This is a genomic window from Veillonella intestinalis, assembly GCF_943192895.1.
Classification (GTDB): Bacteria; Bacillota; Negativicutes; order Veillonellales; family Veillonellaceae; genus Veillonella_A; species Veillonella_A intestinalis.
The window spans coordinates 136,939-163,544 of sequence record NZ_CALPCB010000004.1 but is presented as its reverse complement, the minus strand read 5'-3'; the positions used below and the strand labels follow the sequence as shown (position 1 = coordinate 163,544).

The window sequence follows — 26,606 nt, the reverse complement described above, 5'->3', positions numbered from 1 at the left end:
AATTTTTTAACTCGTTTTGTTTCCAAAGCGTCTCCTCTCTCAAACAAATATAGGCAGAGCCGAAGCTCTGCCGTATTATTTGTATAGCTAGACTACAGTAATTATTTACCGTAACGCTTGTTGAATTGTTCGATACGACCGCGAGCCTGAGCAGTACGTTGCTGTCCTGTGAAGAACGGATGACATTTGGAACATACGTCTACACGAAGGTCGTTTTTAACAGAACCAGTTTTAAACGTATTGCCACAACCGCAAGTTACGGTAGCTTCACCATAATTAGGATGAATTCCTTCTTTCATTCTATACACCTCTTTCCACTGTCCAAAACTATGCTTATTGATTATATCATGGAGAATCAGTTAATGCAACTTATTCAACTGAAAATGATAAAATTTTTCTTATTCGTCGGCCCCATCTTTTTCAGCTGCCTTTTCAGCAGCTTTAGCAACTTGACGTTCCGCTACAGATTCTTCATAAGCCGCTTCTAAATCTACTTCATTTAATAAATCGCGAAGCGCCAAAATTTCTTCTAGAGACAAAGTAATCCCCTTAGTCATACCATTGTACTCACTGTCCCAAGAGCGAAGATCAAATTTAGGGTTATAACGTCCCCAACTAGTACAAGTTAACTGCTTTTTCCAGCCATCTTTATTTTCAGATAAAGTGCCAAGTACTTTATAAATCTCAAAATTTACTACAGCCATTACGTACCTCCTAGTCTATTCCTTTACTTTATCCCAATTCCTCAATCCTGTCAATTCGTTACTTCAGCCGGTGGCACAATTTCAGCCGCCATAGTTTCAATAGCAGTCTGCCAATCCTTGTCTGCTTTTTCTAAGGCTTGTTTACGTGCTTCTCGCGCTGTTTCAAATTGTCCGGCTAATTCAGCTAGGGCCTCTTCCTTAATAACACTACGCCGTACACTGCCCATCAACTGCAATAAGGCCGCTGATGATAAAACCATCTGAGCTAATTTAGTTAATACAGCTTTCCCTTTTTCACTACGGAAATAGGTATACCAAATATAGGCAGCTTGCGCATTCGTAAATAACCAATATGCGTCTGTGTCCTGAGATACATCCACCTGTTCGACTAATTCTGCATACGCCACTTCATCCAAAGCTTCACCGCTAGGACGGCCAGGCTGTTCAACAAGTTTTAACTGCACATCTAAGCCCTGACGTTCTACTACTAGACGAGTCGCTTCATAAGCACTAAAAATCTTCTGCACATATAAAGGCACTTTAGGATCTAATGAGGTAAAGCCATCTTCACCTAACGTAGGCAATTGCGCCTTCATAGCAGGTTCTACACCACATAGTGATAAACCATACTGCACTAACGAAAACGTATCCATAGAGGCTAATACTTCATGTGGCAAGGCAATAAATGGTGTACTGCGCCAGCCATCGTCTATAACCTCACGAATCTCCAATCCTACTTTTTTTACATCATAATTAGTATATACAAACTCATATGTCCCTAAAGGAGCCCATTCCCGTACAGTTTGCAAACGCTTTTGTAAAAGCATATATTGTACTGCCATACGATTCATGCCTACCTGGTCCTGAATCGCACTAATAGGAATAAAATAATGAGCCGTGCCTAATTCTGTAATATTGCCTACACGGGTTGCTAACTCTTCCATTATCTGTACAGGTGCTCGGAATAAACCAGTCGATGCCGCAATAATATGGTCAAAAATTACATCGTCTGGCCATTCATTTATGACTGGTGCCAATGGATATAATTGCTTAAATAAGTTATAGCATGTCTCTGATGGCGTATACAATAATAAACGCTCTACTGGCAGAGTTTGTAGAATCTCTTCAGCTAAGCTAGCATATTCTTCAATAAAGGCAAGTAAAATAATACCTTCCGTGGATTTATGTGTTTCAATAATTTCCTTAAATGGCAAACGCCATTGTTCACCACTTACAATCCCTTCCACATAACCAGTTTCACTAATAAAATCCATCACTTCTATTGCAAACGATGGGCCATACACTCGTTCAAAACCCGCTTGATCATAAGGAATGGGACCAAAAACCTCTACTGTACTCTGCGTAGCTAATTCATATAGCTTTTCACCAGTAATCCCCCATTGACGAACTTCAGAACTACCTTGTAATATTTGATCCAATACACGAAAGCGCAAAAGTTCTGTTACTACGTCACTTCCCGTAACTCCTAGCTCTTTAAATTTATTAATTATACTTTGCATTGCTTCTTTCAATTTTATGCCTCCTTACCCGCTGACGGACATACATGAGCCAACGGACATTCACCACATACAGGTTTGCGGGCCTTGCATATTTTACGACCATGCCAAATCAACCAATGATGTGCCGCACTCCATTTTTCCATGGGAATCGCTTTTTTAAGTTTTTCTTCTACCGCTTCAGGTGTCTTGCCACGTGCTAAGCCTAAGCGATTAGACACTCTAAACACATGCGTATCTACAGCAATAGCTGGTATATCAAACAAAACAGAAATTAGTACATTCGCTGTTTTACGCCCTACTCCTGGCAATTGTACCAATTTGTCAAAATCTGCTGGTACTTCACCACCATAGGTATGCACCAAAATATCGCAAGTTTTAATTAAATTAGCAGCTTTTGCCCGATAGAGACCACAATCACGAATTAGTACTTCTAACTTTGCAGTACCTAAGGCAAGCATGTCAGCTGGATCACTATAAGTAGGAAATAAACGATTCGTAATAATATTAACTCGCTCATCCGTACACTGTGCCGATAATACAACCGCCACTAATAATTCAAAAGGACTATTATAATGTAGTGCCGGCTTGGCATCTTTATATATAGTTTCTAATATTTCAATTTGTTCTGCTTTAATAGCTTTAGTTACACGCATTATTATAGACTCCTAATGCCATTATCGAATACCTATTCACTATGTGCTATCACTCATATCTTACATGACCGCTAAAGAATTAATTGCTTCTAAAAATAAAAATTAGATACTTTTAAAAATCTATCTCTAACACTGATAGCATATAATCTTCTAATTCATATTGTACCATAAACAATCAGTAAACCTCATACTTTTACAATTATATCACTAACATTAGGGAAACATCAAACAACACACCTTCTAAAAAGCCCCTTCTATTGCCCCCTATATCTTATAGTTTCGCATAGAACCTCATTGACCGATATGATATAATAATTACATATTACTACTTGGGAGGATTGTATGGAAATTAATGATGTGTTAGCTCGTATCAATGAATTAGCTCATAAAAAGAAGTCCGGTCAAGCCTTAACAGAGGCAGAATTGGTTGAAAAAAAAGAATTATACCGTATTTATCTCGACTTTATTCGGGGCCAAGTAAAATCACAACTGGACCGCGTTCAATTTGTCGACGAAGAAACGGGAACTATTACACCGGCCAAAGATTTAGCAGCTGCTAAGGCTAAAAAACAGACTCATTAAACTATATAAACATAAAAAAAATCCGGTAACTAACCTATAAAAATTAGTTACCGGATTTTTATATTAACATCTTACTTACATTGTATATTCTCAAATCTTCTCTATATCCATAGAAAACATAGAGAAAATCTTACATCAATTCACTTATAACTACTTTTATAAATGACCTAATCGATGCATTACATTATATACAGTTTTAGCTAAACCATGCATTTGACGCTTAGGAATGCTACAAGCAGCAATACGAATACCATGTTTTAAAGCAATGACATACACATGATCTTTTGTTAATTCCTCAACAATTTCTTTACTATGTTCAGTAGGAATCGTCAAGAAGAAACCACCACAATATGGCAAGCAAGGAACGCCCAATTCTTTCGCTTCTTCTGTAAAAATATGAGCACGTTCTTGCACCAATTCACAATATTCAGCACGTTCTTTTTCATGAGCAGCCAACTTAGCTGGATCATTTACAATATTCGCCATAGTGCGCATAGCTGGACGACAAATATTAGACCAAGTAGCACGAGATGTTAAAGCATTAATTTCTGTAAATTCATTATTAACATCTTTATCAGATGTAATACCAATCATCGCGCCAACACGCTGACCATACATAGTAAAGCCTTTAGATAAACTATAGCAAGCTACTACTAAAATTTCTTTTGGTAATTGGCTAAACTTTTTAAAGAAACGACGTACTGTTTGCTTTTCACCAGAGTAATCAATATATGCAACGTCACAAGCAATAATAACTTTATTCTTGCCACTGCCTACTAACTCCTTAGCAAAACCAATGACTTTATCCCAATCTTCATCCGTTAAGCTAAAACCTGTAGGATTATTACCAGGTGTATTGAAAATTAACACTACATTTTCCTGATTAGCGGCTACTTCTAAAGCTTTTGCTTTAAAAGCTTCGAAGTTAAAATGCAAACTTTCATCAAACAAAGGATATGTTTCTAAACGACGGTGATTATCACCACAAATTTGTTCATAAGCACCCCAATACCAATCGGCTGTAAGAACCACATCTTCTGGGTTAGTATAATTATGAACTAAATGATGAATCCCACCAGTACCACCAGCCGTTGCCACAGCTGAAATTAAAGCGTCTGGTCTTGATTCACCAAAGCACTCTTTTTGAGCAGCTTCTAAAAATTCTGGCAAGCCTGCAATAGGCGCATATGCAGTATATTCATTGCGTGGTAAATGCAAGTATTCATGTTCTACGGCTTTTAAGAAGACAATATTCCCCTCTTCGTCCATAATAGAACCCAAGGTGCCATTCAATACATTTTCTTTCCCATTTTGTCGAGCATCTTCCTGTGCTCGTGCATTCATGACGAAAATATTATCTTTTGCTTTTTTGCCACGGGCGTGCGCAGCAGCCATACTCATAGTCATTTATAACACCATCCCATCTTAAGTTAATAATTCCTTACTTAATAATAACTAAAATAGGTGTCTCTTACAAGCGGAAATGCATTGTTTTTCAAAAGAATATTGTATACACTATTGTGTCTATTTTATATACTATTTTTTCTAATAATTAGATTAAAAAAGCCCGTGACTATAGAAATCTATAGTCACGGACTTGATTAATCACTAGCTATTGCCTAGTAGTAACAACTCTAGATAATATTAGAAGTTGTAACCTACGCCAGCATGTAAGCCTTTAACAGTGCCACGATCGCCATCTACACTGTATTTATCATATTGATAATATACATTAAGATCTAAATCTTCGTTTAACTCATAAGCAGCACCGATTTGATATGTATTTTTGATGTCATTACCAAAACCGATTTTAGCATAACCATTAAGTTTGTCAGCTAATGGCACATGACCAATTACACCAGCTTGCATACCAGTTTCATGATCGCCAGCTGCTTTAATGTATGTACCAGCACCGTATACGTTTACATTTGGATGGATTTTATATACAGCTGCTAATTGATGATCTTTCAAATCGCTCTGATCATCAAGATTTACTTTGCTATAAGCATATTGTAAAGCCCATTTATCGCTTAAAGCAGTTTGTAAGTTAGCACCAAAACCATCAGCATGACCGCTTTCGCCAGTTACGCTTTGGTTAAAGCTGTATTCAACACCCACTTTGCTCTGACCTTCGTTAATGTCAGTTACAGGTACAGCAGCTGCAAAAGCAGCGCCAGTTAACATAGTAGAGGCTAAAGTAGCCACGAATAATTTCTTGTTCATAAGGTACCTCCTCAAATCTCAACACAAAACTAATTATTTAATTAGCGTTTCATAAATGTAGGAATTTCTGGCCCTACGGTTCCAAATGGAGATTTTGTCACACCTGTTTTAGGTTGCGCCCCGAAGCCAGTAGCTACAACAGTAATTTGTACGCGATCTCCAAGGTTTTCATCTATAACGGAACCAAAGATAATATTTGCTTCTGGATCCGCTGCTTCGGAAATGATTTCAGCCGCTTCGTTAATTTCGAATAAGCTTAAATCATTGCTACCAGTAATATTCAAGAGAATGCCTTTAGCCCCTTCAATAGAAGTTTCTAATAATGGGCTATTAATTGCCATTTTAGCAGCATCAACAGCACGGTTTTCACCTTCGCCGATACCAATGCCCATCAAAGCTTCCCCTTGATTAGTCATAATAGTTTTAACGTCAGCAAAGTCAAGGTTAATAAGACCTGGTACTGTAATCAAATCAGAAATACCTTTAATACCTTGACGAAGCACATCGTCAGCCGTACGGAAGGCTTCATTCAATGGAGTCTTTTTATCCACAACTTGCAATAATTTATCATTAGGAATCACAATAATTGTATCTACTTTGCTAGTTAACATTTCAATACCTTTATCAGCTTGATTTTTACGACGTTTACCTTCAAAAGTAAATGGTTTTGTTACAACACCAACAGTTAACGCACCCATTTCACGAGCACATTCTGCTACGATTGGCGCTGCACCAGTACCAGTGCCACCACCCATACCAGCAGTAACAAATACCATGTCGGAACCTTGAAGGGCTTTAGTAATTTCTTCACGACTTTCTTGAGCAGCTTCTTCCCCTACTTCTGGGTTAGCACCGGCACCAAGACCTTTAGTCAATTTTTCACCTAATTGGATTTTTGTTGTTGCTTTTGAATTATCTAATGCTTGTGTTTCTGTATTGGCTACCAAGAACTCTACACCTTGAAGGCCACTGTCAATCATACGATTTACGGCGTTGCTTCCGCCACCACCGACACCAATAACTTTAATACTTGCGAATTCCGACATTTACGTTCCTCCTCCTGTTGCCCGTAAGATTTATATGCCCTTTATTTCAAACTAAGTGATTATATTCAATATTATTATAACTAGTTTCATTTCATTTTACACTATTTTTTTTATTTTTTCCACTCTTTTAAGTAAAAGTATACCTTATTTTGTACGTCTTGACAAAAGTAATCGACGAATTGCTGCGGTATTTTGGAACAATCGTAAGCCAAAACTGATTAATGCAACATAATAGAGGTCGATACCAACAAAATTGCCCAAGAATACTAACAAAGCGGCTAATAGTGAATTTGAAAAGAAACCGGTCAAAAAGATAGATAAATTAAAGATACGCTCTAAGGCTGCTCGAGTGCCACCAAATACACTATCCAAAGCGGCTAATAAGGCAACCGAAGTATATTTAGCATAAATAGGTGAAATTTCTAATGGAGTTAACACGCCAATAGCAATCCCCAAAATTAACCCGCCAGCGATAAATAAATACATCATTATTTTTTACCGCCTCCTTGATTAAGCTCTTTTAAATGTTCCTCCTTAAAGGTTCCTGAAAAAGCAGGTACTACAATGTTATCTTCTTTTTGGATTTTTAATTCAATCCCCCAATATTTTAAAGATTCTACTACACCACCACGCATGGTTAAAGCGGCTGATAATGTTTTTGGATCACCAATGGCCTTAATAACAAAAGGCGGTGCAAATACTTTACCATTTACCATAACCGTTGGTCCTGCACAACGTACCTCTGAAGTGCCTACTAAGCGCTGATCATTAATAGCAATGGCCTCAGCACCACCAGCGCGCAATTCATTGAGAACACGTAATAAATCTTCATCATGAATTAAATAGAGATTGGGATTTTCATTATCTTTTACGGGAACTTTACTGTCATTAATTGTAATGACTACTCCTGGACCACTCACATCAGTGAGGCCCGCTCGTTGTTTTAATAAGTTAATATCACTCACTGCACTAGCAGTGGCATTATTTTTTTGTATTGCTTCTAATTGCTGACGTAGTTCATCCCGTTCCTTTTCAACTGCCGTCAGTTCACGTGCTAAATCTCCTGTACGCTGTAAATGAATGTTGCTAGCCGCAATACTTTGCGTCATTTTATATTGCCCTACCAACATGACGCCTAACAACATGCTTACAGCGGCTATCGCCCAACGACCTTGCTTTAACATGCTTCCTCTTCCATTATTATATTAAGGCGTCTTAATAAAGGGCGCCTTTACATTCACATCTAAATATTGTGCTGCTACTCCACGAGCCTTTACATCTCGCAGCATATTTTCTGATAAAGGCCCTTTTTTATCTAGTTCACTCGTATCCCCCAAGTGCAATGGTAAACCATCTACCGTATAAGCAATTAATTGTTGCGTGTCCCCTACATTAATTTCAGCAATTTGTTTACGCCCCTCTGCACTAATAGAACCTAAATATGTTAATGTCCCTTTGATAACAGCTACATCAATCATATCTCCCAATAATACATTTCCTAATTTAATTCCGGAAATAATGGGCGCGGATGTATCTTCAATAGCTGGTCCTAAATTAATAACACGCCCAGATGAATCTAAAGTGGCAAAACCAAATTGAGTCGCCACTACAGCTGCAGCCTGACGTTCCGTTATATTTACTTGTAAAGTCAAAGGTAATACATAGGTAACTTTAGCTGTTTCCACGCGTAAATCATGTTGTAAGCGTTCTTCCAATTGCCCACTATTAATCTGTAATAAATTTACAGGATAGCGAATATTACCAGCTGCCATTACATCAGACACCGTCACTTTATCACTACCGACTACTTGGATTGTACCAAAAGGAATAGGCAGCATAAATAATAGCGCCCAAATAATTAGTAGCGCCCCACCACCCCAAACAACACGTCGTCGCCAAGCATGAGGTCGTTTTGGTGGGCCTGGCGGTTCCTCTGAATTGCCAGAACCACCCATATCATCTTGATAAGTGCCAAACTCATTAGGCTGATGAAAATCATGCAACTGACCAAACTCTGATGACTGTGGCGGTATAAAGCGAGATTGAGGGTTTGGTTTTACAACATCATCACTATTTTGCTCAGCCCAATGAGACCAATTAGTTTCATTGGGCCCTTTGTGCATATGCTGATTTGAACTAGATGAATACTGACGAGTCTCTCCGTTCATCTTGTTATCTCCACATTTAATTAAAACTTACCTAAACCAGCAGATAATAAAATCTTTTCACATAAGGTTGGAAAATCAATCCCCATAGCATTAGCTGCCTTAGGTACCAAAGATGTAGCCGTCATACCAGGCACTGTATTATACTCTAAAACAAATGGCTCACCTGCGCTATTGGTCATAATATCAACACGGATAACACCGCTACATTGTAATTCATTATAAACAGTTTCACCAATGGATTGCATTCTAGCCGTTAACTTTTCATCAATTGGTGCAGGCACTAAATAATCGGTTGCGCCAGTCGTATACTTTGAAGCATAATCATATTCCCCAGAATGAGGGCGAATTTCAATCACTGGCAAGGCTTTACCATCTAATACAGACACAGTAAATTCACGACCATCTAAATACTGTTCAACCACTAAAATATGGTCAAAAACTAACGCTTCTTTTACCGCTGCTGCTAACTCTGTTTCTTGACGAACAATAACTACACCAATACTAGAACCTTGTGTAGCCGGTTTTAATACAACTGGGTACGTAAAATTAGCCTTAATATGCGCTATAATAACATCTTCACTTTGCTGTTCATGATTATATGATACCGCTTGTGCTGTTGGAATCTGGGATCCAACAAAAACATCTTTACTAATTTTCTTATTCATCCCTACGGCTTGAGCCATAATACCTGAGCCCGTATAAGGGATGCCTGCCATTTCAAGTAATCCTTGTAACGCACCATCTTCCCCAAACTTACCATGTAATGCATTAAATACAACATCGCCCTTAAGGGCTTTAATATCTTGCAATACTTGTTCTGGTACTAATTCTAGGGTTTTAACTTTATAGCCAAGACCATCTAAAGCATGAGCAATGGATTCACCGGTACGCCGTGAAACTTCTGCCTCTTTCGATGGACCACCCATTAATACGATAATTTGTTTATCCTTCATGATTATTCCTCTTCTAATGCTGCTAACAACTTAGGACCGTATTGACTAATACTGCCAGCCCCCATAGTAATGACTAAATCATTAGGCTGCAATACAGCTTTTACTACTTGCGGTACATCCTCTACATTAGCAATATAATGCACGGTCTGCCCAGTAGTTGCCTCTACCATCTTAGGAATAGATTGTCCATCAATCCCCTCTATAGGGTCTTCGCCAGCACTATAAATGTCAGTAATAAACAGCACATCGGCTTTTTGAAAAGCCTGACCAAATTCCTTTAACAATAGATTTGTTCGAGTGAAACGATGAGGCTGGAATACACAAACTACACGATGAGATTCCAAAGCTTTAGCGGCCCCTAAGGTAGCGGCAATCTCAGTTGGATGATGGGCATAATCATCGACAACCCACACATCATGACTGTGTCCCTTCGTTTCAAAACGACGTTTAGCACCTGTAAATTTTGCTAAACCAGCAACTGCAACCTCAACAGGAATGCCACAGCGAATAGCCATAACTAAAGCCCCTAGAGAGTTAAGCACATTATGTGTACCAGGCACTTTTAAACGAACTGTAGCTATATGTTCAGACGTATGATAGGCATCATACACTAAAATACCTTTTTCATAACGAATATTCTGTACAGTATATTCATTGCTTGACTCTAAGCCATAGGTGATAAACTGACGATCCACTTGTGTCATTATCTGTTGAATATTTGAATTATCACCACATACAACAGCAACACCAATATCAGGTAACTTACCAACAAATTCACCAAAGGCAACTAATAAATTTTCCATCGTCCCATAATGGTCCATATGATCATTTTCAATGTTAGTGATGACGATTTCATGAGGATTCAATTTTAAGAAAGATCCATCACTTTCATCGGCCTCAGCAATACTGTATTCGCCCTGTCCCCACTGACTGCTACCACCTAAATAATCTACTTCACCGCCAATAATAACAGTAGGATCTAGTCCTGCTTCCACAAAGATTTGGCCTAACATAGAAGTCGTAGTTGTCTTACCATGAGCACCGGCTACAGCAATCCCCTTTGTAATATCCAATACCGCCTTTACAATATCAGAACGATGTAAAATAAGAATGTGCTGCGCTTTAGCTGCTACTAATTCAGGATTATCCTCATGAATAGCCGTTGAGCGAACTACAGCGTCTACCCCATTTACATACTCTGCATTATGACCAATATGAATGGTGGCGCCCATCTTACGAAATCGTTCAGTTACTGCTGATTCTTGAATATCAGAACCAGATACGTCAAAACCTTGACTGATTAATATATTGGCAATAGCTCTCATTCCTGAGCCAGCAATGCCAATGAGATGTATTTTATGAATACCATCTAGCATGGTCTAATCGCTCCTTATAATTTATTTTGCAATATCTAGGGCTAATTGAGCTATATCATGTGCGGCCTGTGGCTTGCCTAGTGATTTGGCCGCTACAGACATACGAGCACGCTCCGCTGGATTTTCCATAAAAAATTCAATTTCCCCAATTAAATCATTTCCTTGTAACATTTTATCCACTATCATACGCGCTGCTCCAGTACTTACTAAAGCTCGCGCATTATAGGTTTGGTGATCTTCAGCCGCATAGGGATAAGGAATTAAAATAGAGGGAATGCCTCTTACTGTTAATTCAGCTAACCCTACAGCCCCTGCACGGAACACTGCTAAGTCAGCAGCTGCTAAAGCTTTTGGCATTTCATGTAAATATGGCAAAATCACTGACGTATCGCTATAAGCTTGACCATCCTCAATGCCTAAAGCAGACAATACACGCTCATATTCACCAGTACCTGTTACATGAATTAGCTTAATGCCTTTACGATTTTTAAAATACTTATGCACCTCTATCATAGCTGTATTAATACTACGAGCTCCGCGAGAACCACCAGCAATTAACACTGCAAATTCGTCCTCTTTGAGATTAAAGAAGGCGCGTCCCGTTGCCCGCGTATCTACAAGCACCTCTGGTCGTACAGGATTGCCTGTATAAACAATCCGTTTAGCCCCTTCAAAAGCCTTTTCAGCCTCTGCAAAACCAACGGCTACTACATCTACAAAGCGGCTTAAAATTTTATTAGTGATGCCACCAATCGTATTTTGTTCCTGAATTAAAGTAGGCACATGCCGTAAAGCAGCAGCTAACAAAATAGGACCACATACATAGCCACCCGTACCAATGACAATGTCTGGTTTAAATTCTGAAATAATACGATTGGCCTTTACTAAAGAACCTAATGTTTTACCCAAAGTTAACAAGGCACGGAACGAAAGATTGCGATTTAACCCTTCTACGGGCAATGTTTTAAAAGGAATTCCTTCTTTAGGTACTAAAGTAGCTTCCAAGCCCTTTTCAGTACCAATATAAAGAAACTCAGCCTCTGTCATGGACGCTATTTCTTTATAAATCGTAATGGCTGGATAAATATGCCCTCCAGTGCCACCACCGGAAATAATTATACGCTTCATGACAATGACCCTTTCTTCTCTACTGTTGATTCAACTAATTCTTTTAGAGCATATACTTCATTTTTAAAATCATCGCCTCGTTCTTCAAAACAATGATACCAGTCAAAACTAGAACAAGCTGGCGATAGAAGAACAACGTCCCCAGGCTTAGCTAGTTCATACCCTTTAGCTACAGCTTCCGCCATAGAACGAACTTGATAAACATTCGTTACCCCAGCTGCTTTCGCTGCCTCAGCAAAACGTTGAGCCGCTTCCCCCATTAAGATTAAATCACGAACACGCGCCTTAACGAGTTGCATAAACTCACTTAAATCAGTCATTTTATCATGACCCCCAGCTAATAAAATAATAGGCTCTTTAAAAGCTTCAATGGCTTTAATGGCAGAGTCTGTATTCGTTGCCTTCGAATCATTAAAATAACTAGCTCCAGCAATATGAGCTACTGGTTCTAACCGATGTTCTACCCCAGTAAACTGTGCAATTACAGTATGGAGTTGCATAGCTGATACGCCTAACTCATAGGCCAAAGCAATAACCGCCAAAATATTTTCAATATTGTGACGGCCTGGTAATTGAATCTCATCTGTTCCGATGATTAATTCAGCTACACCTTGGCGCACTGCATAGCACTGACCATTTTCAAAATACGCTCCATCCGTCACACTATGGTTCTGACTGATGCAAAGTACTTTGCCCGGTACACGTGTTTGCATACTAGCTACTAAGGGATCATCCACATTAAGCACCGTACAATCACTCGCCGTTTGATGCATAAAAATTTGTTCTTTCGCCGCTTGATAAGCTTCCATAGTTTTATGCCGTTGTAAATGGTCTGGTGTAATATTTAACACTAACGCACCTACAGGCTTAAAAGTCTTCACTGTTTCTAACTGATAACTAGATAATTCAGCGATTAAATACCCATCATCCGAAATTTCATAAGCAGCTTCACTCAAAGAGGCTCCTATATTGCCACCAACTTTAATTGGTTTGCCCGTTTGCGCCATAACTTCACCTAATAAGGTAGTTGTTGTAGTTTTGCCATTTGTGCCAGTTACCCCTAAAATAGGTGCTTTGGAAATATCATAGGCCACTTCTACTTCTCCTACAATATCTATACCTCGTTGTTTAGCAGCCACCAAAATAGGAATCGTCAAAGCAATCCCTGGGGACACAACAATGCGATCTACATTAGCCAATAAATCTTCATCTTGGCGCCCTGTAATAATGGTTACATGACCTTGCGCTAACAGCGTTTTTTCAGCAGCAGTTAAAGTCACGTCTTTATAATCATTTAACACCACTTGAGCCCCTAATAGGCCGAGTACATGGGCCGCGCCAATCCCACTGCGCCCTGCTCCCAGTACTAAAATTCGTTTTCCCTTGTACTCCATAATAACGCCTACCTATCGCAATGTATACATCAATAAACCAATAACAGCAAATACACAACTACCAAGCCAGAAACGAGATACCACTTTTTGTTCGCTCCACCCCGATAACTCAAAATGGTGATGAATCGGACTCATCTTAAACACGCGTACCCCTCGTGTCTTAAAAGAAGCAACTTGAATAATTACGGACAGTGCTTCCATAACAAAAATCCCACCAATAATTACTAATAATAGTTCTGTCTTAGTTAAGATTGCCATGCCTGCAAAAGCACCGCCTAATGCTAAAGAACCAGTATCCCCCATGAATACCTTGGCTGGATTTGCATTAAAATATAAGAATCCTAATACAGCACCACAAAGAATTATACCAAAGAAGGCGACACTCGTTTGAAAGGCCAACATGCCAATGACTGTATACGCAATAGCTGCCGCTGCTGAAGTGCCAGAAGCTAAGCCATCTAAGCCATCAGTCAAATTAACAGCATTAGTCGTGCCTACAATAATCATAAATACTAACACATAGTAGAACCAACCTAAGTCAACAGTAATATCAGTTAAAGGAATCCACACCGTTGTAGGAATCACTAATATTTCGGTAGCAATATAACAGAAAATAGCTGACATAATAATCTGGCCTAAAAACTTCTGTTTAGCTGTAAGACCTAAATTGCGTTTTTTTACTGATTTAATAAAATCATCTAAGAAGCCCAGTAAACCATGCCCTAATGTCAAAAATAATAATACCCAAGTAGCCATATGAAATGGTGAAAATATCAATACGCTAATCACCATAGCTGCCAGCATAAAAAGACCACCCATAGTCGGGGTCCCAGCCTTAGCTAAATGCGCCTGTGGTCCATCTTCACGAATGCTCTGCTGCGCATGTAAACGGCGTAACAAAGGGATTCCTACTTTTCCTAATACTAACGTTATTACTAAAGTTGTAATAAACGCAAACAATAATTGCATGGTCATTCTAACAATCGCTCCTTAAAGATAAGTGTAAAGCCTCCTAACAAAGGCTTGCAAGATACATAACTAACATAGCCTCTAAGTCGCTAAGGGACTGTAAAAAATAAAGGCCGTTATCTATGGTAGTACATCTATGGCTGTAATGCAAATAGATTTCGACCTTTTTGAAAAATATCATTTACTATTTATGTTTTATGCACAATCGTCTCTATTTCAAAGACTCTCTATCCCTTAATTCAGAAACTACGCGCTCCATTCGTAAGCCTCGTGATCCTTTGACTAAAATTACGTCACCTTTAGCTCGTTCATCCCAGTATGTATTTACCATATCTAAATGGCTATCACAAATTTTAGCTACCCGAATACCTGCTGTTTTAGCTTCCCGTGCAATAAATTTGGCAGCTTCCCCAAAAGTATATACTTGGTCATAACCTTCAGCTACTAATAAGCGCCCAATCTCACGATGGTTCGCTTCGGTATAATCCCCTAATTCAAGCATATCCCCTAGCATAGCAATTTTTCGCTTACCTTCTAATTGCCCCATAGCTTTAATAGACTCTGCCATAGAGGCTGGATTCGCATTATAAGCATCGTTAAGGGCCACAATATCTCCAAAAGAAACTATTTCTTGACGCATAGGAATGCCAGTAAAGCTACCTAGTGCTTTAGTGATTTTTTGTGAAGATACGCCTAATGCACGACCTACAGCAACAGCGGCTAACGCATCGTACACATTATGATCCCCAATCATAGGTAAGAATATATCAAATACTTCATCAAAACAACGGCAGGTAAATTTAATACCATCTTTTTTATAGCGCAACTGAAAACCAGATACAGTAGCATTCTCTTTGATACCGTAAAAAATAGTCTTACCTTCCGTTAAAGTTGCCATTTGTCGCACTAATTCATCATCTTCATTTAAAATAGCTGTTCCCTCTGGCGGAATATGACGAATTAATTCACTTTTAGCTTTGCCTATATTTTCCCGAGAACCTAACAATTCAATATGACTATTACCTACATTTGTAATAACGCCTACAGTTGGTTCAGCAATACGAGCTAATTCATCAATTTGGCCTAGGCCTCGCATCCCCATTTCAACCACGCAGGCCTCATGTTCTTCTGTCAATTGTAACAGCGTTTTTGGTAAGCCAATTTCATTATTAAAATTCTTTTCAGTTTTAAGCACTTTAAATTTAGCTTCTAATACAGTAGCAATCATTTCTTTTGTCGTAGTCTTACCAGATGAACCAGTAACAGCTACTACAGGAATCGCAAAGCGGCGGCGATGATAATTTGCTAGTTGTTGATACGCTAACAAGGGGGAATCTACTTCGATGCAGATTAAATCACTAATCCCTCGTCCTTTCCCAACTAAAGCACCTAACGCTCCCTTAGATTTGGCCTGTTCTAAGAAGTCATGGCCATCAAAGGTATCACCGGTTAAAGCTACAAACAAAGAGCCTTCTTCAATGGTACGCGTATCGGTTGACACATTCGTAAACATTGTTTGTTTTTTTGAATCACCAGCATAGGTACCACCTGTAACGGTTAACACCTCCTGGAGCGTAAATTCTGCCATCCTTATCTCTCCTTCAATGCTTCGCGTGCTACTTCTCTATCATCAAAATGAATCGTTTTATCTTTCAAAATCTGATAATCTTCATGTCCTTTACCAGCAATAATAACTACATCGCCAGCTTCAGCTTGCTTAATAGCTTCATGAATAGCAGTACGTCGATCTACAATAATTTCATACGATGAATCTGGTCGAAGTGCTTCTTTTACCCCTACGGCTACCTGCTCAACAATCTGATTAGGATCTTCCGTACGAGGATTGTCAGACGTTACAAAAATTTTATCACCATATTGCGCCGCTATACGCCCCATGATAGGTCGCTTAGTAGCATCTCGGTCACCACCACAACCAAAGACAACTAAAATCTTATTATCAACAATCTTTTGCGCTGTTTCTAAAATATTTTCCAAACCATCTGGTGTATGTGCATAGTCTACTACGACTGCAAACGGTTGTCCTTCTTCTACTAATTCAAAGCGTCCTGGAACAGCTGTGAAATCACTTAGGGCCTCAATAATAGCTTCCATGGAAATACCTTCAAATAAGCAAGCCCCCATAGCGGCTAATGTGTTATATACATTGAAAAGCCCAGTAATTCTCATATGAATAGGATATGACTTTCCTTGGTACACTACATCATAAGCAGACGTTTTAGAGGTAATTGTAAGATTTTCACCTTCTAAAGTCCCCTGCCCCTTCGTGCCATATGTAATAAGCGGCGCTGAATTTTTGGCCATCACTTGTTTACCATAAGGATCGTCAATATTAATAACCGACCCTTTATTAGTTTTATGCTGCTTAGGCATGCTTACCTGTTCAAACAACTTGCACTTTGCCGCTAAATAGTTTTCAAAAGTCTTATGAAAATCTAAATGGTCCTGTGTTAAGTTAGTAAATACAGCCGTATCGTATTCTACACCAGCCACACGACCTAAAGCTAACGCATGCGAGGATACTTCCATAATACAATGAGTTACACCTTCAGCTACCATGCGCGCCAAAATATGTTGCAAATCTACAACATCGGGGGTTGTGTTGTGAATGGGATATGTTTTATCGCCAATCATTACATGGACAGTGCCAATAATCCCTACTTTATAACCTTGGGCCTTTAAAATATGGCCAATAATATGAGTTGTTGTCGTTTTCCCATTAGTCCCCGTTACGCCAATCATGCGCATTTTACAACCTGGATAGTCATAAAAAAATGGCACACATTGTTGCATGGCAATACGAGTATCCCCTACTGTTAAAACGGCTATATGGGCAGGCACCGCTACAGGCTGTGAAACCAGTAAGGCCACTGCACCGGCTTCAATCGCTTTTGCTATATAATCATGACCATTAACATGGGCTCCAGTCAAACAAATAAACAAGCTGCCAGGCTTAACTTCCCGAGAATCAGCTGTTATATGTGAAACAGCCACATCAATGGGCCCTGTAACGGTCACCTCTTTAATTACATCTATAATTTCTTGAACTGTTTTCACAATAATACCTCCACTTCAAACAAGGAAAGCAGCTCACCTACGGAGCTGCCTCATACCGTAGTTACTCCATGATGTGCTGTGTTACATTCACATCTCGTTCTACAGTAGTACCTTTGCTATTGTACACAAAAGCATCGGGCAAAACCATTCCCAATTTATCTTGCGCAATCTGTTGAATTCTTGTAGGTGATTTTAATTCTGCCACCTCTAAATTCAATTCATCGTTATCTCTTGAAAGTTGAACCATCTCTTTTTGCAGACTCACCAATTGATAGCCAGCACCTGCTTTTATTGCTTCAGCCCCAACTATGGAAAAACAAATAGCACAAAGCATACCAACCAATAACATCGCTTGCTTTAATTCTGGCGATGCATTACTAAATACGCCAGCTCGTTTAGCTGAACGCCCACGTGTCGGTATATACGGTCTCGCTGTCGGTTGAGCCACTCTCACACCAACTGTTTTTCTCGCTAACATACAATCAACCCCCACAATCTATCTATACCTTTTGAGCTACCCGTAATTTAGCACTACGAGATCTCGGATTAATAGCCACTTCTTCTTCACTAGGCTCAATCGCTTTATTGCGCGCTTTAACACTAGCCTTGTGATGACACACACACACAGGTAAACCTGGCGGGCAAACACAGCCCGTACTCAACTCTTTAAAAGTTTGCTTAGTAATTCTATCTTCTAACGAATGGAAGGTAATTACACCAATATGGCCACCTGGTTTTAATAATTCAACAGCATCTTTAAAACTATCTTGTAAAATAGCTAGCTCTTGATTCACTTCAATACGAATCGCTTGAAATGTTCGCTTAGCTGGATGTGGACCTTCACGACGAGCGCCAGCAGGAATCGCCTGCTTAATGATAGTCGTCAATTCACCAGTCGTTTCAATCGGTCTTTCTTCTCTAGCAGCTACAATAAATTGAGCAATTCGTTTAGCCCAACGTTCTTCGCCATAATCACGAATAATTCGGTATAAATCAGCCTCACTATAACTGTTAACTACCTTAGCGGCCGTTAAATCACTATGCTGATCCATCCGCATATCTAAAGGACCATCCTGCATATAGGAAAACCCTCGCTCAGCTGTATCTAATTGATAGCTTGATACGCCCAAGTCAAAGATAAATCCATCAACAGCTGTAATGCCTCGCTCTGTAAGAGCTTGTTTTAAATGGCGAAAATTTGTTGGAATGGTCATAACCTGACAAGACAAATCTTGCAAACGCTCTGTAGCTGTAGCTAAGGCTACTTCATCTTGGTCTAGACCAATAAGTAATCCATCTTCAGCTAATTGTTCACCTAATGCGTGTGCATGACCGGCACCACCAAGCGTACAATCTACATAGACCCCATGGGGATCCGTAATAACAGCTTGTACCGTCTCGTCAAGCAACACGCTGACATGATGAAATTCCATAGGGCCTCCCTTCTTTTACTAACTAAACTTTGTTGAAAACTTATAACATTTAGAAAATAAGTCCTTCCATATTTTCAGTTAAAGCTTCCATATTGGCATCCATATCTGCTGAATAAGCATCCCAATGTTCACGACTCCAAATTTCTACATGATCACCAGCGCCGATAACCACCGCTTCTTTTTTTAAGAACGCATAGTTACGTAAGCTAGCAGGCACTAAGATACGACCTTGTTTATCAAACTCTAGTTCATTTGCATTTGCAAAAATAGAACGTTTTAAACCTCGTACACTAGCCTTGCCATTAGATTGAGCCGCTAATTGAGTTGCTTTGGCTTCAAAGGTTTCGTACGTATAAATGGCGAGACAATTATCGAGGCTCTTGGTCATAATACAGGACTCCCCTAATTGCTCACGCAATTTAGCTGGAATAATTAATCGCCCTTTTGTATCAATGGTATGTGAATATTCACCCATGAACATCATTGTCTCACCTCCTTTTACACGTTCCCTATCTTATTCACCACTATATGGTAAATTCTACCACATTCCCCCACTTAATAACAATAAAATATGTGAAATTTAATAAAAAAAGCAGAAAAAATTTTCAAATCTTTATTTTTTCTGCATTTAAACGTCTTTTTGTTTTATTTTAAGATTCGTATGTTCGTCATTATTAGGCTTTATCTTGGCTCAATTTTAAAGCAGTCCCCACTTCGCCCCCCATCCTCCATTTTTTACCACTCCCTAATCACGTGACCACCCCAATATGATATACTAAATATAAAATAAAACTAAGATTACAAGATAAACCATACATTATACAATGTAGAGAAAGGACTATTGTATGACTCGCAAGACCAACAAAAAACATGCTATGACTACTGTTCACGAATCGACAACAGGAAATAGTCATAACCATCACATGCATCCGCAACATCGCCATCATCATACTGCCAATAGTTGCTCATCCGGTCCTTCTAATTATCAAATTATGAACGAACCGTTTGTAGCGATTCGGCGTAAAATGGATTTATTACTCGACTTAGGACAACTACTTATGGAAAACGGCGCTAACACCAATCATCTACAACGAGATATGATGCGCGCCGCTACCTATATGGGGATTCCTCCTGAATATGTCCATATTCATATAACCTATATGACATTAATGCTCAATATTAATGACGAAAAGCATTCCTATACAGCCTTTCGTAAAACGCCTGTTCACGGCGTAAATATGACGATTTTATCCACTTTATCAAAATTAACCTGGAAAGCTATTGAACAAAATTTTACCTTAGATGAATTCGAAGCACATCTTAAAAGTATTGCCCAAGCACCACCTAAATATTCAACTTCAGTTCTAGCCATTGGTGCTGGTTTAGCTTGTGGGGCTTTTACTATTTTATTTGGTGGTTCTCTTTTCTCCGCTCTAATGACTTCTATTTGTGCTATCGTTGGCTTTTTAGTTCGTTATATATGCCATCATTTCAAGATTAACTTTTATTTTGGTGTAGTAGCGGCCGCTTTTTCCGCCACCTCAGCAGCCTATTTACTCAATACTACCTTAGGCTCTTTTGAAATTATTTATGCTATGGTTAGTTGCACACTGTTTCTAATTCCTGGCATTCCCCTTATAAATGCAGTAGATGATATGATTAATAACCACATTGTATCTGGTATGACACGAGCTATGCACACCTTACTCATAGTTAGTAGTATGTCTGTAGGCATTGCCATGGCACTCTACTTTGATCATGTCTCTACTTTTACCCACCTAAATATTACACCCGCTGTAGTATCGCCGATTCAAGCGGTAGCGGCAGCCATCGGAGCCGTATGTTTTTCCCTTATTTTTAACACGCCGTATCGCCTATTATGGATTGTTGCTCTAGGCGGGACTATCAGTGTCATCACACGCAATATTTTAATTGTAAACTTCAACTTTACCTTAGTCGGTGCTAGCTTTGTAGCTGCTGCTATTATCGGTTTATTAGCCTTGCGGTTTTACAAATTTTTCCGAACAGCGCCACTCATTTTATCCATTCCTTCTGTTATTCCAATGATTCCTGGTGTTTTACTTTACCGCTTTTTATTTGGCCTATTAACCATTAATTCGTTAACACCTGATAATCTCCTCTTTGCGCTACGCAGTGGAATTACAGGCGTTATGACTATTATTTGCATAGCTATTGGCGTATCCATTCCTCACATTTTTGCTCGTAGCTACTTAGACCGTAAAAAAGCATTATCCTTAGATAAAGCTTTAAAAGCACGTCAAAAAGAATTACAAAACTAAAAAAAGCCTGGTACTGAAGTGTAACCATGAGCATATAACTCATGACTACTATCAGCACCAGGCTTTTCTATATTATAAGTGAGCTTCAATAGCTGCTTTTAATTCATTTTGTGGTACATAACCAATTTTACGGCCTACTACTTCACCATTTTTAATAATAGCAAATGTTGGTAGTACTTCTACTTGGTATTCTTTTGCTAATTCAACAACTTCATCAGTGTTAACTTTAGCAAAAGCTACTTTATCACCTAATTCTTCAGCTAACGCTTCAAATACAGGCATCATACGTACGCAATAACCGCACCATGGAGCCCAAAAATCTACGATTGCCACTTCTTTAGATGTAATTGTTTCTTTAAAATTTGCTGTTGTTAATTCTGCAATATTTGCCATAATAAAATACCCTCCTAAATGTATTGTCTAAAATTATATTTCAATGAAATGAACTTACATTAATGATTATCTGGACGTATTTGAACCAATACACAATCCTCAATGACTGCGAGTCCTAGCTCCTTAGCTTTTGCTACTACAGCTGGTTTATCAGCACCAGGCTGAAGCCAAACTGTCGGAATTTGTAATGATTTGCATTCCTCCAAAGCGGCTAAGCCTACTTTCTCTGGAACTACAAAATCCACTACTTCTGGCACTTCTGGTAAATCACTAAGTGATGGATAACAGATAGCTCCATCAATCTCTGTAACATTAGGATTGACTGGATACACTGTATAGCCATGATCACGCAAGCAAGCATAAATTTTGTAACCAAATTTTTCTTTACGACTTGTAGCGCCTAACACAGCCCATACTTTCTTAGTAAGTGCGTCTTTAGGTGTCATACTATCACCTCAACTCTCTACACTAAATTATATCACAATATCGAAATTTGTCAATTTGATTTGCTGTTGTTTAAGAGATAAATTCTCAATATTACTATCTAGCAAAGCCGACCAAGAAAGAGTCTCCCCAGGGCCCAACGCTTTTCGCGAAACAAGCCCTGCTGCCAAGGCTAAACGACCTAATATCATAGGCGCACTATAACCACTTTCACGCAACTCACGCAAAGTAATGCTCTGTTGTCTCTTTGATAAACGATAGCCATCTTCATCTACCACTAAAGGGGCATGCCAATATATAGGGGCTGACTCATCTAATACTTCATATAACCAGAGCTGCGAAGCAACAGCAGGCAATAAATCATAACCTCGAACTACATCCGTAATGCCCATAGCAATATCATCCATAACAACCGCTAAATTATAGGCAAACATACCATCTGCTCGTTTTACAACAAAATCATCTGTCCCCGGCCATAATTCTTGACTTTGTAAACCTTGCCAAGAGTCCATAAATTCATATCTTCGCTTTGCTACTTTTAATCGCCAAGAGGGCTCTTTTTGACTATATAATTGGTGTCGCATAGTTTCATTTAGGTGGCGGCAATGACCATCATAGTGAGCAATCCCCTCATGTCCATGAGGAGCTGAACTAATAGACTGTAAACGAGCTCTATTACAAAAACAGGGATATATTAGCCCTTCAGTCTGCCATTTTTGTAATTGTGCCTCATAAAAATCATAGCGCTCGCTTTGCCAATAAGAGATAGCAGGACCGCCCGTTCGTGGACCTTCATCCCAAGTAAGGCCTAACCATTCTAAATCGTCTAATAAATCGTCCCCTAAAGTGCGCTTAGCTCGTTGTGTATCAATATCTTCCATACGCAAGACAAACGTACCACCCTGTTGTTTCACTACTAACCAAGACAACATGGCAATCCACACATTGCCTAAGTGAATATGTCCTGTTGGACTTGGTGCAAATCGCCCTTTCATTGTGCTAATTGCTCCCATTTTTCATACAAACTAGCTAACTTACTATTAACCGTCTCCATCTGTGCAGCTACCTCAGCTAAGGCTTCACTATCTTCTTGTAAAGCTGGATTTTGTAGTTGCACTTCATACATTTTTAAAGTCGCCTCTAAACGAGCAATCTCTATTTCTGTTTCCTCTAATTGCTTAGCTTGCATATATGCATTAAGTTTCTTAGGCTCCTCACTAATTGCGTCCTTAGCTGATATTACACCAGAATTAGAAGCATTTAATTCTAAAGCATCAGAAGAAACCTCAAAATTAGACTGTCTTTCATTACCTAATTTTGAAGATAAAGTTTTACGCCCTTCACCCGCTACCTTAGCTTCTTTAAGAGCCATCTGTTCAGCGAGCTGTGCCTGCTCTTTTAGTTTATCTTTGTAATACGAATAATTTCCCTGAAACTCCTCAATCCCCTCTGGCTCTAATACCAAGGTTCGCTTAGCTACTTTATCTAAGAAATAACGATCATGCGAGACTACCAACAAAGTGCCAGTAAAGCCCATAAGTGCTTCTTCCACAACTTCACGAGTAGGAATGTCTAAATGGTTAGTAGGTTCGTCAAGAATTAAAAAATTATCGCCTTGCAAAAATAATTTTAACAAACTTAAACGTGCTCTTTCGCCGCCAGATAAATCACGAACTTGTTTAAATACATCATCACCACGGAATAAAAGCATCCCTAACACATTACGAGCTTTCTCTTCACTAAAGTTAAATTGACTCATAACTTCTTCGACAGCCGTCCACTGTGGATGTAATTCCTCATGTTCCTGTGAAAAATACCCTACTGATACACGACTCCCAATGTCAATGAAGCCTGCTTCCGGCACTAATTCACCAGTGATGGCTTTTAAAAGCGTTGATTTTCCCGCTCCATTAGGTCCAATTAAAGCTACAGAGTCCCCACGACGAATCATAAAGGAAACATCTTCTACAATATCTCGTTCACCATAGGATAAAAACAATTCTTCCACAGTTAATACTTTATCAGCACTGAATTCAGCTTTCGGAAAAGTAAATTTTAACTGTTCAGAATGTTCCGGTGCCTCTAAGCGTTCTAAACGATTTAACTGAGACTGGCGGCCACGAGCCATTTTAGATTTAATCCCAGCCCTATACTTATCTATATACTCTTCTGTTTTGCGAATATACTCTTGCTGTTTTTCATAGGCAGACTGTTGCGCCTTATATTGCGCTGCCCGTTGTTCTACATAGCGACTATAATTCCCGCGGTAACTAGTTGCCTTATGATGATCTAGTTCAACGATACGCGTCGTTACACGGTCAAGAAAATAGCGGTCGTGACTGATAATTAAAATACCACCGCCATAGGAACTTAAATAATTCTCTAACCACTCTAACATATCCATATCTAAGTGGTTTGTTGGTTCATCTAAAAATAAAAAGTCTGGGCGACGAACTAAGGCTTTTGCCAAATTAATTCTCGTCTTTTGCCCACCAGAAAACTCAGACACCGATTTAGTTAAGTCTTCATCTGTAAAACCTAAACCATAAGCAATACGGCGACTTTGTGCCTCATAATCATAACCACCTAGCCAATCTAACCGATCTTGAATATGAGCCAATCGCTTAAGCAAACTTTCATCCTGTGGACTAGTTTCTAATTGTTTAGAAACCTCCAACAACTGTACCTCCCATTGTTGCACATCAGCAAAGGCTTTTTGAATTTCAACAGCCAAACTATCGTCACCTAAATTGATATCCTGCTGTAAATAACCAATTGTAGTGGCACTGTCTTTGACAATTTGCCCTTCATCTGCTTCTTCAATCCCTAAAATACATTTCATGAGAGTTGACTTACCGGCTCCATTAGGGCCTACTAAACCAACACGCTCACCGTGTTTTATTTCAAAGGATACATTAGTAAACACTTGACGTATCCCAAATGATTTACCTAATCCAATTATTCGGATTCGCTCCATCCTTCTGCCTCCGTTCATCTACATATGACTTTATTATATCACAGAGATGACGTACTTGGCTCTTCTAAGGCTTCAGCTTTTACAAAAATACATAGCTCTACCTTATCTTTAGTACGGCGCGCATGTTGAAATAGTTTTCCCAGCAAAGGAATATCTCCTAAAATCGGAATTTTAGAAAACTGCTTGCCCTCCCGATTGTCCATTAAACCTCCTATCACTAAAACATCGCCAGATTGCAAATGCACTTTTGTATGCGCCTCTCGAGTGGTAATTCGATAGGCTTTCATTTCAGATACAAGCGCCGGACTACTTACTTCGGCATGAATCTCCGCTTCAATGCCTTTATCCTCAGTAATAAAAGGTGTACAGGTAAGGCGAATGCCCGCTTCTTCGTATCTTGTAGTCGTTCGACTTTCATTACCATCTTTTACTTCTTCTACTACAGGAATACGATCCCCTATCAATATCTTTGCTTCTTCACCATTCAAAGCCATAATGGATGGTCGCGCAATTAACACTGTTTTATCCGTCGTTTCTTGTGCCTTTATTTCAGGCTTAAACCAAAACGTATACGGTGTGCCTGAAGGGGCTCGGCCAAAACGAATCCCGCCATATGAATTGGTAGAATCTTCCCCATGTCCTGTAAGACTCTGCCAAGACCATTGAATACCCGTCTCTTTTACATAGGAATGTTCAAATGCCACAACTGCTACTTCTAAACGTACTTGTTTAGGCTGTACATCTAAAGTAGGTAATATGGTCTGAACTTGCCTAAGTTCTGCAGCTGTCCCATATACGATAACTTGATTAGCCCCCTTTACAATACGAATGTTCTTTTCAGCTACAATAGCCCGTAGTGCCTCACTGAGGGCTAGCACTGATATATGTTTAGGCGCTATAATAGTCGCTATTCTTGCCTCTTTATCAGCCATTCCATTACCATCAACTATCCATAGTCCATCTTCTTCATATAAAGTAAAATGTTTCAACCGTGCTAATCGCTGTAAAGCAGCTACCCCATTAGGCTCATTAAGGCGAATTGAAACAGTACCAGCTAATGTTTCTGCCCCTGTAATAGCCAAGCCTTCACTACGCGCAATAGACTGAACTAAACCGGCTAAACTACCATTATTAACAGTCATCGATAAAGCACACACCGATTCACCACATAAATAAAACTGTAAACAACACAAAATACATATCCATAACTTTATACCCTTTAACATCTCAAACGCTCCCTTAATCTATACCTATAAATACTACTCTAC

Annotated in this window: 27 protein-coding genes; 2 read left to right on the top strand and 25 right to left on the bottom strand. The window is 39.2% G+C overall.

Features of this window, described 5'->3' with window-relative positions; genetic code table 11:
• Positions 1–101 precede the first annotated feature (101 nt).
• From rpmE to nth, 4 genes are all read right to left on the bottom strand, one after another.
• Positions 102–299, bottom strand: coding sequence for a 50S ribosomal protein L31 (gene rpmE / locus NFR27_RS04675; protein ID WP_115309447.1), 198 nt, complete (start codon positions 297–299; stop codon positions 102–104).
• Positions 300–398: 99 nt separating this feature from the next.
• Positions 399–704, bottom strand: a complete 306-nt coding sequence (locus NFR27_RS04670; RefSeq protein WP_251440888.1) for a YdbC family protein — start codon at positions 702–704, stop codon at positions 399–401.
• A 50-nt stretch (positions 705–754) separates the two neighbouring features.
• On the bottom strand, positions 755–2,236 hold the full coding sequence (locus tag NFR27_RS04665) for a hypothetical protein (protein WP_251440890.1): 1,482 nt from the start codon (positions 2,234–2,236) through the stop codon (positions 755–757).
• A 2-nt stretch (positions 2,237–2,238) separates the two neighbouring features.
• The gene (nth, locus tag NFR27_RS04660; RefSeq protein ID WP_251440893.1) at positions 2,239–2,877 is read right to left on the bottom strand and encodes an endonuclease III; all 639 of its coding nucleotides are present in this window, start codon (positions 2,875–2,877) and stop codon (positions 2,239–2,241) included.
• 342 nt (positions 2,878–3,219) lie between these two features.
• Here nth and NFR27_RS04655 point away from each other — a divergent pair, with 342 nt between their 5' ends.
• The gene (locus tag NFR27_RS04655) at positions 3,220–3,459 is read left to right on the top strand and encodes a DUF896 domain-containing protein (RefSeq protein ID WP_251440895.1); all 240 of its coding nucleotides are present in this window, start codon (positions 3,220–3,222) and stop codon (positions 3,457–3,459) included.
• 156 nt (positions 3,460–3,615) lie between these two features.
• On the opposite strand, the gene NFR27_RS04650 is transcribed toward NFR27_RS04655, so the two are convergent.
• The 16 genes from NFR27_RS04650 to mraZ form a co-directional block, all read right to left on the bottom strand.
• On the bottom strand, positions 3,616–4,866 hold the full coding sequence (locus tag NFR27_RS04650) for a pyridoxal phosphate-dependent aminotransferase (protein WP_251440897.1): 1,251 nt from the start codon (positions 4,864–4,866) through the stop codon (positions 3,616–3,618).
• A gap of 237 nt (positions 4,867–5,103) precedes the next feature.
• Positions 5,104–5,682: an outer membrane beta-barrel protein gene (locus NFR27_RS04645; RefSeq protein ID WP_251440900.1), complete on the bottom strand. Its 579-nt coding sequence runs from the start codon at positions 5,680–5,682 to the stop codon at positions 5,104–5,106.
• A gap of 41 nt (positions 5,683–5,723) precedes the next feature.
• Complete coding sequence (ftsZ, locus tag NFR27_RS04640; RefSeq protein ID WP_251440903.1) at positions 5,724–6,728, bottom strand: cell division protein FtsZ; 1,005 nt, start codon at positions 6,726–6,728, stop codon at positions 5,724–5,726.
• Between the two features lie 144 nt (positions 6,729–6,872).
• Complete coding sequence (locus NFR27_RS04635) at positions 6,873–7,217, bottom strand: small basic family protein (protein WP_251440906.1); 345 nt, start codon at positions 7,215–7,217, stop codon at positions 6,873–6,875.
• Positions 7,217–7,912, bottom strand: a complete 696-nt coding sequence (locus NFR27_RS04630) for a DUF881 domain-containing protein (RefSeq protein ID WP_251440908.1) — start codon at positions 7,910–7,912, stop codon at positions 7,217–7,219. Before NFR27_RS04630 ends, NFR27_RS04635 begins: the two co-directional genes overlap by 1 nt.
• A gap of 21 nt (positions 7,913–7,933) precedes the next feature.
• Positions 7,934–8,896 carry a cell division protein FtsQ/DivIB gene (locus tag NFR27_RS04625; RefSeq protein ID WP_251440911.1) on the bottom strand — a complete coding sequence of 321 codons (963 nt, stop codon included), beginning with the start codon at positions 8,894–8,896 and terminating at the stop codon, positions 7,934–7,936.
• 20 nt (positions 8,897–8,916) lie between these two features.
• Positions 8,917–9,849 (bottom strand): D-alanine--D-alanine ligase family protein, encoded by a 933-nt coding sequence (locus NFR27_RS04620; RefSeq protein ID WP_251454644.1) that lies wholly within the window; start codon positions 9,847–9,849, stop codon positions 8,917–8,919.
• Between the two features lie 2 nt (positions 9,850–9,851).
• Positions 9,852–11,225 (bottom strand): UDP-N-acetylmuramate--L-alanine ligase, encoded by a 1,374-nt coding sequence (murC, locus tag NFR27_RS04615; RefSeq protein WP_251454642.1) that lies wholly within the window; start codon positions 11,223–11,225, stop codon positions 9,852–9,854.
• Between the two features lie 21 nt (positions 11,226–11,246).
• Positions 11,247–12,353 carry an undecaprenyldiphospho-muramoylpentapeptide beta-N-acetylglucosaminyltransferase gene (gene murG / locus NFR27_RS04610; protein ID WP_251454640.1) on the bottom strand — a complete coding sequence of 369 codons (1,107 nt, stop codon included), beginning with the start codon at positions 12,351–12,353 and terminating at the stop codon, positions 11,247–11,249.
• A complete protein-coding gene (gene murD / locus NFR27_RS04605) occupies positions 12,350–13,747 on the bottom strand; it encodes a UDP-N-acetylmuramoyl-L-alanine--D-glutamate ligase (protein WP_251454638.1) in 1,398 nt (465 codons plus the stop codon). The genes murG and murD overlap by 4 nt, the downstream gene beginning before the upstream one ends.
• Positions 13,748–13,759: 12 nt before the next feature.
• Positions 13,760–14,722 carry a phospho-N-acetylmuramoyl-pentapeptide-transferase gene (gene mraY, locus NFR27_RS04600; RefSeq protein ID WP_251454635.1) on the bottom strand — a complete coding sequence of 321 codons (963 nt, stop codon included), beginning with the start codon at positions 14,720–14,722 and terminating at the stop codon, positions 13,760–13,762.
• A gap of 205 nt (positions 14,723–14,927) precedes the next feature.
• On the bottom strand, positions 14,928–16,304 hold the full coding sequence (locus tag NFR27_RS04595) for a UDP-N-acetylmuramoyl-tripeptide--D-alanyl-D-alanine ligase (RefSeq protein WP_251454633.1): 1,377 nt from the start codon (positions 16,302–16,304) through the stop codon (positions 14,928–14,930).
• A 2-nt stretch (positions 16,305–16,306) separates the two neighbouring features.
• A complete protein-coding gene (locus NFR27_RS04590; protein ID WP_251454631.1) occupies positions 16,307–17,791 on the bottom strand; it encodes a UDP-N-acetylmuramoyl-L-alanyl-D-glutamate--2,6-diaminopimelate ligase in 1,485 nt (494 codons plus the stop codon).
• Positions 17,792–17,852: 61 nt separating this feature from the next.
• Positions 17,853–18,269 carry a cell division protein FtsL gene (ftsL, locus tag NFR27_RS04585; protein ID WP_251440930.1) on the bottom strand — a complete coding sequence of 139 codons (417 nt, stop codon included), beginning with the start codon at positions 18,267–18,269 and terminating at the stop codon, positions 17,853–17,855.
• Positions 18,270–18,291: 22 nt separating this feature from the next.
• Positions 18,292–19,224 (bottom strand): 16S rRNA (cytosine(1402)-N(4))-methyltransferase RsmH, encoded by a 933-nt coding sequence (gene rsmH, locus NFR27_RS04580; protein WP_251454628.1) that lies wholly within the window; start codon positions 19,222–19,224, stop codon positions 18,292–18,294.
• Positions 19,225–19,273: 49 nt separating this feature from the next.
• Complete coding sequence (gene mraZ / locus NFR27_RS04575; RefSeq protein ID WP_251441362.1) at positions 19,274–19,705, bottom strand: division/cell wall cluster transcriptional repressor MraZ; 432 nt, start codon at positions 19,703–19,705, stop codon at positions 19,274–19,276.
• A gap of 364 nt (positions 19,706–20,069) precedes the next feature.
• Between mraZ and NFR27_RS04570 the strand changes: the two genes are divergently transcribed.
• Positions 20,070–21,524, top strand: coding sequence for a threonine/serine exporter family protein (locus NFR27_RS04570; protein WP_251454625.1), 1,455 nt, complete (start codon positions 20,070–20,072; stop codon positions 21,522–21,524).
• Positions 21,525–21,596: 72 nt separating this feature from the next.
• Here NFR27_RS04570 and trxA read toward each other — a convergent pair whose 3' ends face one another.
• From trxA to NFR27_RS04545, 5 genes are read right to left on the bottom strand one after another with little or no spacing between them, the layout of a single operon-like run.
• The gene (gene trxA, locus NFR27_RS04565; protein ID WP_251454623.1) at positions 21,597–21,917 is read right to left on the bottom strand and encodes a thioredoxin; all 321 of its coding nucleotides are present in this window, start codon (positions 21,915–21,917) and stop codon (positions 21,597–21,599) included.
• Between the two features lie 59 nt (positions 21,918–21,976).
• The gene (locus tag NFR27_RS04560; protein WP_251454621.1) at positions 21,977–22,363 is read right to left on the bottom strand and encodes a CoA-binding protein; all 387 of its coding nucleotides are present in this window, start codon (positions 22,361–22,363) and stop codon (positions 21,977–21,979) included.
• Between the two features lie 27 nt (positions 22,364–22,390).
• Complete coding sequence (gluQRS, locus tag NFR27_RS04555) at positions 22,391–23,356, bottom strand: tRNA glutamyl-Q(34) synthetase GluQRS (RefSeq protein ID WP_251454619.1); 966 nt, start codon at positions 23,354–23,356, stop codon at positions 22,391–22,393.
• Positions 23,353–25,338 (bottom strand): ABC-F family ATP-binding cassette domain-containing protein, encoded by a 1,986-nt coding sequence (locus tag NFR27_RS04550; RefSeq protein WP_251454617.1) that lies wholly within the window; start codon positions 25,336–25,338, stop codon positions 23,353–23,355. Before NFR27_RS04550 ends, gluQRS begins: the two co-directional genes overlap by 4 nt.
• A gap of 38 nt (positions 25,339–25,376) precedes the next feature.
• Positions 25,377–26,564, bottom strand: a complete 1,188-nt coding sequence (locus tag NFR27_RS04545; protein ID WP_251454615.1) for a type II secretion system protein GspD — start codon at positions 26,562–26,564, stop codon at positions 25,377–25,379.
• Positions 26,565–26,606: the final 42 nt, after the last annotated feature.